Below are 4,832 nucleotides of genomic sequence, written 5' to 3'. Positions count from 1 at the left end.
CCATCCCACACCAGTTTGTCTCCTTCAATATTGAAGGTGGAAAGAAGCGCCAGCGTCAGTTCCACCACGCCAAGAGACGGTGCCAGATGGCCGCCGTTGCGCGAAACCACGTCAATAATGCGCTGACGCACCTCGCCCGCCAACTGCGCGAGCGCCACATCATCCATGCCTACAAGCTGCGAGGGACGTTCAATGCCGTCAAGAAGGGAAAGCGGCGGATTATCAGCCCGCGCGGCAGGTTCCGGCATGTTGGCAGCCTGTGCCGCGCCGGTCCCCACAGAAACGTCCTGCACCGTCATTGTATGTGTGTCAGGCATGTCAGGCCGCCCTGGTGACCGTATAGTTGGCCAATGCACGCAAAAAGTCCGCCTCGTCCCCACTGAAGCCCGCAAGCGCGGCCTTGGCCCTCTCGGCCTGCTCCAGCGCCAGGGCGCGGCTCTGGTCAAGCCCCAGCAAGGCGGGATAAGTCTTCTTGCCCTGGGCCGCATCGCTGCCCACGGGCTTGCCCAGAGTAGCGGTATCGGCCACTACATCAAGAATGTCGTCGGCTATCTGAAACGCCACACCAAGGGCTGCGCCATAAGAGCCGATGGCGGCCAGATCTTCATCCGAAGCCCCGGCCAGCATGGCCCCGCATACACAGGAAGCCCGCAGTAGCGCGCCTGTTTTCATAGCGTGAATGCCGCGCAGTTCTTCAATGGTTACCGAGTCTTTGCCGGTAAATATCATGTCCCATTCCTGCCCGCCCACCATGCCGGAAGAACCGGCGGCCAAGGCCAGTTCGCTGATGGCCCGCAACACGCGCGGTGGGGCCAGGGGGCTGCGGCACATCATCAGAAATGCGTCGGTCAGCAGACCATCGCCCGCAAGAATGGCTGTAGCCTCGTCAAACGCCTTGTGGTTTGAAGGCTTGCCGCGGCGCAGGTCGTCATCATCCATAGCTGGCAGATCGTCATGCACCAGCGAATAGGTATGAATCATCTCGATGGCCGAGGCAAAAGGCAAAGCATCGCGCAGCGGCAGACCGCACATGGCGGCAGCGCTCAGGCAGAGCACGGGGCGCAGGCGCTTGCCTCCGGCCTGAAGGCTGTACTGCATAGAGTCCTTGAGGCGCTGCGGCACAGCACGGCCATCAAGGCAGACGGCAAGATCTTCTTCCACCATTTGCCCGCGTTCGCGCAAAAGTTCCTTCATCCGGGATACTGGCATCATCACCTGTTGAGCCTCCTACGCTTCCTCGGCTTCTTCAGCTTCATCATCAGGATATTCCCTGGCCGTATCACCATGGGAATTTATGGGGCTTGCCTGACCATCCTGCCATATCTCCAGTTCATGACGGGCCTTGTCAAGCTGCTGGCGGCAGTAGCGCGCGCACGTGGCGCCTTCTTTATACAGGGCCATGCCCTTTTCGAGCGGCAGATCGCCGGACTCCAGCGCGCCGACGATTTCCTGAAGTCGGGCCAATTTTTTTTCAAAAAGATTGTCGTTCTTGGCGCTCATGCAGTCTACCTTCCCGTGTTGGCGTCTTGCGCAGCCACGCCCGAGGCAGCCGGGGGTGCTGCTTCAGCGGCGGAATTTACGGCCAGAAAAGGCTGTGGGTCAACAGAAACACCCTGCACCAGCAAAGAAAGGTGCAAATGTGGCCCGGTAACGCGGCCAGTGGCCCCTACCAGGCCGATGACTTCGCCCTTGCGCACAGGCTGGCCCTGCGTGACCAGAATTTTTGACATATGCAGATAGGCAGTGAAAACCCCTTCGCCGTGATTGATGTACACCACATTGCCCGAGAAGTACAAATCCCCGGTCAAGGCTACCCTGCCGTCGGCGCAGGCAACTATGGGCGTGCCTTCAGCGGCCCGCAGGTCCAGCCCCCGGTGCAGGCCGCGCGGCTGGCCGTTAAACACGCGCTTCAGGCCAAAAAGGCTCGAAACGCCGCCGGGTACGGGCCTGGTGAAGGGCAGCGCCCAGAGGCGCTCGGGCGAATACTGCGCAAGGGTCTTGCGTACAAGCTCCCTGTCGGCCTTGATGCGCTCCATCTGCGCCGCAGGAGGATTAACATATTTTTTGTCCACCGTAAGTTTCTGGACCGGGCGGTCTTTGTCATAAAGCCGGATACCCTGTGTGGCAACCTGCGCGGCAGCGTCGGATTTTTTACCGCCGCCCTGCCCCGTTGCAAGGCTTACACCAAGGGTGAGGTCACTTTCCTTGGCGTCCAGCGGCACGGGCAGGAGAATAACGGCCTGCCAGCTCTGCGCCGCACCGGAGGCAGACGCCACAGGCAGGGCCGTGGCCGTGTATTTTTTTCCCATCCAGCTAAAGCTGAAAGCCGGAACAGCCGCGTTACTGACGGCCAGAGCCAGAAAAGCGTCGCCTCTGGCGACTGTGGCGGGGGCCTCAAGCTGTACCTGCGGAGCGGCCAGGGCCGGGCCGCCGGAAAAGATCACCAATACAAGCAGCACGGGCAGCAGTGTGGTAAAAACCCTGCGCACAAGCTGTATATGTAGAATGTTTTTCATACTTTTTTCCTTTTCCCGCGTCTGGCGCGGCGTACACTGCCGACCACGGCTGCCAGGCTGCCGTCAGACAGGCGCACTTCGATTTCTGTACCGGGCGGGGCTGTTTCCACAGAGCGCACAAGACCGCCGCCGACACTTACCAAAGCGTAGCCGCGAGAAAGCGGCATAAGGGGATCGCCCGCCTCAAGGGCCGCCCCAAGAACATCCAGACTGCGTTCGTGTTGCGCCACATGGTTTCTGGCTGCGCTTTGCAGGCGCTGGGCGGCATAGTTCAGGGCGCGCTGCCGCTCGTCCGTCAGACGTGGCAACGCCGCATGCAGACGCGCGCGCAGGTGCTCCAGCCGGGCATCAAAAATATCGAGTTTTTCCAGGCCGAAAGAGCCACGCAAAGCACGCTCAAACCGGGCTGTCTGCGCCTCCCTGCTTTCCAGCCAGTGCCGCGCGGCTCTGGCAAGCGCGGCGTCAAGGACGGCAAGGCGCTCATACAGGCGCTCATGGTGCCGCTGTGGCGAAAACCAGGCCAGTGCTTTTTCGTGTTCACGCAGCCGCTGCCCGACAGATTCGAGGCGTCGCTCCATGGCGCGGCGCAGGGCCGCCCGGACCTCGTCCACACGCTGGTGCAGCTCAAGGCGTGGCGGCCAGAGCAGTTGGGCCGCATGGCTTGGGGTGGCCGCGCGCATATCGGCGGTCATGTCCGCCAGTGTCACGTCTACTTCGTGGCCGATGCCCGCAAGAACAGGCAACCGGGATTCAAATACGGCTTTTGCCACGCTTTCTTCGTTAAAAGCCCACAAATCTTCCAGCGAACCGCCGCCGCGCACAAGAACGATAACCTGCGGCCCGTCACTCTGCCCGGCCTGGGCATTGGCCTCGGCCAGGGCGCGCACTATGGCAGGGGCCGCCTCAGCCCCCTGCACCAGTGACGGAAAAAGACGGATGCGCGAACCGCTGCCGCGGTCGCGCGCCAATTCAAGAAAATCATGAATGGCCGCCCCGGTGGGCGAAGTAACAAGAGCCACCCGCTGCGGGTCCCTGGGCAGAGGACGCTTGCGCCCACGGGCAAAATATCCCAGGGCGGCCAGCTTGCGCTTGCTTTCTTCAAATGCCTGCGCAAGCAGCCCCTCACCCGCGGGCTGCACCAGTTCCACTGCAAGCTGATACTGCCCGCGTGGCGCGTATACGCTGATACGCCCGGCGCAAAGCACATCCAGCCCATTGCGCAAGAGCTCAAGGGGAGAAGGCCGGGGTTCGTCAAAAACTTCCCCCGTAAGCGGATCGAAGCCCTGATCGGCCTGCCGCTGCATGTGTCGAAACCAGACGCACTGCAACTGCGCATCCTGATCTTTGAGACTGAAATAGACATGCCCCGAGCCGGGCCGTGAGAAATTGGTCACCTCACCCCGTACCCAGACAAAGGGAAAACGCCCTTCAAGGCTTTTGCGCAGTTGTTCCGTGAGTTCACGGACGGTCAGTATGGCTTCCTGCATGATGTTTCGCCAGCATATCTTTTTGACGCCACAGAGGGAAGACGGCGGATCGAAGAAATACCCGGGGAAATGCCCGGCCAAGCGCCCGTGGGTGATGGCCATTCCCGCAAAGCGCCGCGACACAAGAGGATAAAGACATGCGCCCTGTAACCGGCAGAAACGCTTTGACCGCAGGCAAACAGTCTGGCCTCGTCCGGCTGCAATACAGCTCGGGCCTATACGTTTTTACCCTGTGCCGCGCCCTTAAACGGGCATTGGACCGTCATGGCAAGATCGGGCTGGCCATGTAGCAAAGACCGCGCCCAACGGCAACCGGAAATGTGTACCAATGAAGCGCCGCCCGCAGAAATGTAATTTTTGCGGGCGGCGCTTATTTCAAAAGCAGGCTCTAGCGATTAGCCCAGCCCTGCCGTACCTTTTCAGCCCATGCGACAAAATCCTGCTCCAGGCTGGCGGCGGAAAGCTCGCTTTTTTCGCCGGTGCGGCGGTCTTTGCATTCCACGATGCCGCGACCAAGCCCCTTGCCGCCCACCACGAGCTGCATGGGAATACCCAGCAGGTCGGCATCCTTGAACTTGACGCCGGGCCGCTCTTCGCGGTCGTCCAGCAGCACCTCGATCCCCATGCCCTGCAGCAGGGCGTAGATTTCTTCAACCTTGGCGTTGACCTCTTCACTGCGGGGGTCAAGGTTAAGCAGCACACATTCGAAAGGAGCCACCGGCGGCGGAAAAACAATGCCGTGCTCATCATGGTTCTGCTCTATGGCGGCGGCAGCCACGCGGGAAACGCCGATGCCGTAGCAGCCCATGATCATGGTCTGCTCCTTGCC

General features: G+C 61.1%; 6 protein-coding genes. All 6 read right to left on the bottom strand.

Annotation, left to right across the window (positions count from 1 at the left end; genetic code table 11):
- Positions 1–248, bottom strand: a 248-nt coding sequence (locus tag QZ377_RS11950; RefSeq protein ID WP_291441389.1) for a 1-deoxy-D-xylulose-5-phosphate synthase N-terminal domain-containing protein, incomplete at its 3' end; no start/stop codon positions are given.
- Positions 249–318: 70 nt separating this feature from the next.
- A complete protein-coding gene (locus tag QZ377_RS11945; protein WP_291441379.1) occupies positions 319–1,212 on the bottom strand; it encodes a polyprenyl synthetase family protein in 894 nt (297 codons plus the stop codon).
- A 15-nt stretch (positions 1,213–1,227) separates the two neighbouring features.
- Complete coding sequence (gene xseB / locus QZ377_RS11940) at positions 1,228–1,500, bottom strand: exodeoxyribonuclease VII small subunit (RefSeq protein ID WP_291441377.1); 273 nt, start codon at positions 1,498–1,500, stop codon at positions 1,228–1,230.
- A gap of 5 nt (positions 1,501–1,505) precedes the next feature.
- Positions 1,506–2,516, bottom strand: a complete 1,011-nt coding sequence (locus tag QZ377_RS11935) for a M23 family metallopeptidase (RefSeq protein ID WP_291441375.1) — start codon at positions 2,514–2,516, stop codon at positions 1,506–1,508.
- Entirely contained in the window at positions 2,513–4,003 is a 1,491-nt protein-coding gene (gene xseA, locus QZ377_RS11930) for an exodeoxyribonuclease VII large subunit (RefSeq protein ID WP_291441373.1), read from the bottom strand. The genes QZ377_RS11935 and xseA overlap by 4 nt, the downstream gene beginning before the upstream one ends.
- A 388-nt stretch (positions 4,004–4,391) precedes the next feature.
- On the bottom strand, positions 4,392–4,832 hold a 441-nt coding region (locus QZ377_RS11925; RefSeq protein WP_291441371.1), incomplete at its 5' end, for a His/Gly/Thr/Pro-type tRNA ligase C-terminal domain-containing protein.

The sequence above is a fragment of the Desulfovibrio sp. genome (assembly GCF_019424165.1).
Taxonomy (GTDB): domain Bacteria; phylum Desulfobacterota; class Desulfovibrionia; order Desulfovibrionales; family Desulfovibrionaceae; genus Desulfovibrio.
The sequence above is the reverse complement of the archived record's forward strand: the minus strand, read 5'-3'. Positions and strand labels throughout refer to the sequence as shown.